General features: G+C 70.2%; 5 protein-coding genes. All 5 read left to right on the top strand.

The window, feature by feature from the left end:
- Positions 1-537: 537 nt before the first annotated feature.
- On the top strand, positions 538-1068 hold the full coding sequence (locus DZF91_RS03015) for an amino-acid N-acetyltransferase (protein WP_407920871.1): 531 nt from the start codon (positions 538-540) through the stop codon (positions 1066-1068).
- Positions 1069-1071: 3 nt separating this feature from the next.
- Complete coding sequence (locus tag DZF91_RS03010; protein ID WP_117355976.1) at positions 1072-2037, top strand: RDD family protein; 966 nt, start codon at positions 1072-1074, stop codon at positions 2035-2037.
- Positions 2038-2046: 9 nt separating this feature from the next.
- The gene (locus DZF91_RS03005; RefSeq protein ID WP_117355975.1) at positions 2047-2685 is read left to right on the top strand and encodes an RDD family protein; all 639 of its coding nucleotides are present in this window, start codon (positions 2047-2049) and stop codon (positions 2683-2685) included.
- Positions 2686-3242: 557 nt separating this feature from the next.
- Positions 3243-3563: a histone-like nucleoid-structuring protein Lsr2 gene (locus DZF91_RS03000; RefSeq protein WP_026414171.1), complete on the top strand. Its 321-nt coding sequence runs from the start codon at positions 3243-3245 to the stop codon at positions 3561-3563.
- Between the two features lie 654 nt (positions 3564-4217).
- Positions 4218-4702 (top strand): Clp protease N-terminal domain-containing protein (locus tag DZF91_RS02995; RefSeq protein ID WP_328589108.1); only part of this gene is annotated, 485 nt, incomplete at its 3' end.

Below are 4702 nucleotides of genomic sequence, written 5' to 3'. Positions count from 1 at the left end.
GGGGGACGGCCCGGGGCGGCGCGGCCCCGCGGCGGGCGTGCGGCGGTGCGGCTGGGCGCGATGGCTCCACGCGATCTCCTCTCCTCGTCCGCCTACCGGGTTAGCTGTCGGGTTCGGGCAGGAGCAGCCCGTCGGCCGGACGCGCGGCGCGGACCGCCGCGGAGGCGGCGGTCGTGGGCGTTCGGCGGATTCACCCCGGTCGGCGACCGGCGCGGCCCGTGCCGCGCGGCGTCGTCGAAGGCGGGTCCCCGGCTCCCGGACGGCCGGCTGCGGCCCGGATACTCGGCGGAACGGGTCGGTTACGGTCCGAAACCCGATTCAGAGCCGGACACTAACGGAGCCGGAAGGGGATGCCAACCGGAACATGCGAAACGGCGGACGCGCCGCCGTCCTTCTCCTAAAGTGACCGTTCTGTCTCCCCGATGGACCGTTCTGCCACCCGCTTCTCCCCTTTTCCGGCACGGTTTCCGGCGCGCCGCCCGCCCGGAGCGTCCCGGACTCGGCGGATCCCGCCGAGTCCGATAGCGTCGCCTGCTTGTGGAAGTGGTGATCAGGCGGGCCCGCACGCCCGACGTGCAGGAGATCGCCCGGTTGATCGGCCATTACGCCGGTCCCGGGCCGCGGATGCTGCGCAAGACCACGGTCTCGCTGTACGAGGACGTCCAGGAGTTCTGGGTCGCCGAGGACCGCCAGGCCGCCGTCCCGGACGGTCCCGCGCCGATCATCGGCTGCGGCGCGCTGCACGTGATGTGGGAGGACCTGGCGGAGGTCCGGTCGGTCGCGGTCGACAAGGGGTACGGCGGACGGGGCGTCGGGCACCGCATCGTGACCCGGCTGCTGGAGACCGCGCGCGAGCTCGGCGTCCGGCGCGTGTTCTGCCTGACGTTCGAGGTGGACTTCTTCGCCCGCCACGGATTCCGTCCGATCCTCGGAACGCCCGTGTCCCACGAGGTGTTCGAGGAACTTCTGCGCTCCTACGACGAAGGCGTGGCCGAGTTCTTGGACCTCGACCGGGTGAAGCCCAATACGTTGGGAAACACCCGGATGCTGCTCCGCCTGGAGGATTGACCCATGAGTGACTTCCCCCGCCGGGGACGGCACGACCAGCCGTCCCACGGAGACCCCTCGTACGGGGCGCCGCCGCAGCAGTGGCAGACGTCCCCCCGACCCGAGCAGCAGCAGCAGTGGCACCAGCCGCAGCATCCGCAGCCGCAGTCGGAACTGCAGCGGCAGCCCGAACCGCAATGGGACCAGCGGCAGACGGAGCAGTGGGGGCGGCAGCCCGGCACCCGGCAATGGGAACGGAGCGGCGGAACGCCGTCCTGGAACGAGGAGGACGCGAACCAGACGACCGACTATGCCGCCGCGTACGAGTCGTCCGACGGGCAATACGAGGAGTCCGGCCCTCCGGCGCTCGTCCCCGCGCCGATCCTGCGCCGCGCGGGCGCGCGAATCATCGACGGCATCCTCGTGTCGGCATTCGGTTTCGCGCTCGTCCTCCCGATCACCCTCGCGGTCACCGGCGCGGGCGGTTCGAGCAAGAAGACCGCGAACGAGGGCGGGATCTGGAATTGGCCGATCTTCATCACGCTCTTCGCCGTGATGGCCGTCCTTCCGTTCCTCTACGAGGCGATCCAGTTGTCGATGTGGGGCCGGACGCTCGGGAAGCGGTGGCTCGGCGTCGGCGTGGTGCGCGCGCAACCGTTGGGCGAACCGCTCGGCGGCTCGCACGCCGTCTGGCGCGCGGCCATCAACAACATCGGCTACCAGATCGGCGTCTTCTTCTTTCTCATCCTCGCCGTGAAGGTCTGGGACTACGCGTTCACCGGCGAACTGCTCGTCGCGGGAGGCATGCTGATGGCGTATCTGTGGGCCATCTGGGACGAGCCGCTGCACCAGGCCCTGCATGACCGGCTCGCCGGAACCGTCGTCATCGACGAACGGGCGGGATACGAGGACGCGGGATATGACCAAGGTTACGACCAGGGATATGGATCGTCCTACGAAAGCGGCCAGTCAGGCCACGGCGGTTACTAGGACCGGCCGATGACGGCGCCGGGCGGACGCGCGCACGAGCGTGCCGGCGACCGCTCCGCCGAAGGCTGGGAGGGCGCCGAGCCGCCCGGAACGGCCGGCGCCGAGGGGGCGCCCTTCGAGCCCGCGCTCGACCCCGGCGTCCCGGTCGGGGCGGCCGAGCCGGGCACCGCGGCGGTCCCGGCGGAGGGTGTGGACGGCCCGGACGGCGAGGGCGGCATCCTCGCCGAGCCGGGGCAGCGCCTGCTCGCCCGGGTCGCGGACACGCTGGTCGTGGGCCTGCCCGTGGTGCTGATCCTGCGGGAGGTGCTGCCCCACGAGACGGCGGACCGCTGGTCCCCGACCCTGGTCGCGTCCGTTCTGCTCGTCTACGACGCCGTCCAGGTCGCGCTGTGGGGACGGACGCTCGGCAAGAGGCTGGCGGGCGTCCGGGTCGTCACCGAGGACGGGTCGCGTCCGGACGCCGTCCGCGCGGGCCTGCGGGCGGCCGTCTACGCGGTCCCGATCGCGCTGCGGCCCGTTCCCGTGCTCGGCCTCCTCGCCGGGTTCTTCTGGGTCGTGAACGCGGCGCTGGCGCTGCGCGGGCCGGAGCGGCGGGCGGTGCACGACCGCCTGGCGGGAACCGGCGTGGTGAAGAACACCTTCGACTGACATAATGCGCGCAAATCCTCCTTACTTGGGGGAGTTGCGATGCCGCTCGCGCGTCCGCGCGGCCCGTCCGCGCGGGAGCGTTGGAGAGTTCCGGCGCCCGCGGACTTTGCGGCGAGAGTTTGCCGGAGGCCCTGCGGCACGGGGTTCACGCCACCTTCGCACCACCTTCACGCCGGACTTGCGTAGGACTTCCGGACGCCTTCAACGCCCCTTAGGCGACTCCGGAACACTGCCGTTCCGCTGAACTTTGGACGGCCTTCGGGGTGTTGTCCCGGGGCGGCTCGGCGGGCGGTTAGGGGCGTTACGTCGGGGTTAATCGTCGGCTCGTGGGACGATCGAGCCCCGGCCGTTAAGCGGCGCGCCCCGGATTTCCCCCGATCGGCGGCGGTCTCCCGCCCGGATGCGCAGGATCATGCCCGTTTCGGATGGGGCGTGATTACGATGAGTTACCGTGGGGGAAGCAAAGTTCATCGCGGGTGTCGAATTGTCATCGACGCGCTTCGCGGTATATGTTTGCAGCCGAATGCAGTTTGCTCCAGTCTGAAAGGTCTGTCCTCATGGCACAGAAGGTTCAGGTGCTTCTCGTCGACGACCTCGACGGTGGCGAGGCGGACGAGACCGTAGCGTTCTCGATCGACGGCGCCTCCTACGAGATCGACCTCAGTAGCGCCAATGCGAAGAAGCTGCGGGATTCTCTTCAGCCGTTCGTGGAGGTGTCCCGCAAGGCGGGCACCCAGCGCCGGCGCCGCCAGCGCGGCGCGTCCAGCCGTGAGCGCAGCGCGGAGATCCGCGCCTGGGCCAAGGCTCGGGGCATCAAGGTCAACGAGCGCGGTCGCATCCCGGCCAACGTGATCGAGCAGTACGAGGCCGCCAACTAGTCGCGCCGGTCGGCCCCGCGGCCGACCGGAACCGGGTCGGCGGGGGTGGGGAGAGATCCCCGCGGGGGCTCAGGGGCCCGCCGACCGGACCGACACGGCCCGCACCGGCTCGTCCGGACCGACCGGCCCGCTTCCATCGTCAGCCGCGAAACCGGCGACAAAGGGGCGGGCCGTTCGCATTCCGCCGACCCGACGCCCGAGCGCCCGAACATCCGCGCCCGAGACCCGCGCTTGATCGAGACGACGCGGGCCCGGTCGAGGGAATGATCTTGACAGTGGGCCGGGAAGCGGCCGGGAGGGGCGGGCGTTCACTCCGGTACGGCCGTTCGGGCGGTGCCGTCCGTTCGCTTGTGGCGTACACGGGTCGTGATTCATCCGCCGCCGGAGCGGAAGGGTTGCCCCGTGACCGCCCCGCCCCTTCGCGAAAGTGCTGGTGAGGCGCTCGGGAACGGCCCGGGCAAAGGCCCGTTCGCTCGCGGCGTAGCGGGAACATGCCGCGTCTGTGCGGTAGTTGAATGAGGATGAACAGCGCTTAGCTGGGGAACGTCTTCTGGTGGGAGTGCACCGGGCGGCCTCCTCGGGGCGGGCTAGCATGCGGAAGGGCGGGTCCGGACGTTCCGGACCCTGTCCAACCGCTCTGTGAGGAGCGACGAGATGTTCGAGAGGTTCACCGACCGCGCGCGGCGGGTTGTCGTTCTGGCTCAGGAAGAGGCCAGGATGCTCAACCACAACTACATCGGCACCGAGCACATCCTCCTGGGTCTGATCCACGAGGGTGAGGGTGTGGCCACTCCGCGGGCCAAGAAGGTCCTGGAGCTGTCGCTGCGTGAGGCGTTGCAGCTGGGCCACAACTACATCGGCACCGAGCACATCCTTCTGGGGTTGATCCGGGAGGGTGAGGGTGTCGCGGCGCAGGTGCTGGTGAAGCTGGGCGCGGATCTGAACCGGGTGCGGCAGCAGGTGATCCAGTTGCTGCACGGGTACTCCGGTGGCAAGGAGCCGGCGTCGTCGGGTGGGCCGTCGGAGTCGGCGCCGTCGACTTCGCTGGTGCTGGATCAGTTCGGTCGGAATCTGACGCAGGCGGCGCGTGAGGGCAAGCTGGATCCGGTGATCGGTCGTGACACCGAGATCGAGCGTGT

It is taken from the genome of Actinomadura logoneensis (assembly GCF_003428695.1).
Taxonomy (GTDB): domain Bacteria; phylum Actinomycetota; class Actinomycetes; order Streptosporangiales; family Streptosporangiaceae; genus Spirillospora; species Spirillospora logoneensis.
Note: the sequence above shows the minus strand (reverse complement) of the source record. Positions and strands in the feature narration are given on the sequence as shown.

Coding starts and splice junctions, on each gene's coding strand:
- DZF91_RS03010 (WP_117355976.1), top strand. CDS start 1,072: ATGAGTGACTTCCCCCGCCGGGGACGGCACGACCAGCCGTCCCACGGA.
- DZF91_RS03005 (WP_117355975.1), top strand. CDS start 2,047: ATGACGGCGCCGGGCGGACGCGCGCACGAGCGTGCCGGCGACCGCTCC.
- DZF91_RS03000 (WP_026414171.1), top strand. CDS start 3,243: ATGGCACAGAAGGTTCAGGTGCTTCTCGTCGACGACCTCGACGGTGGC.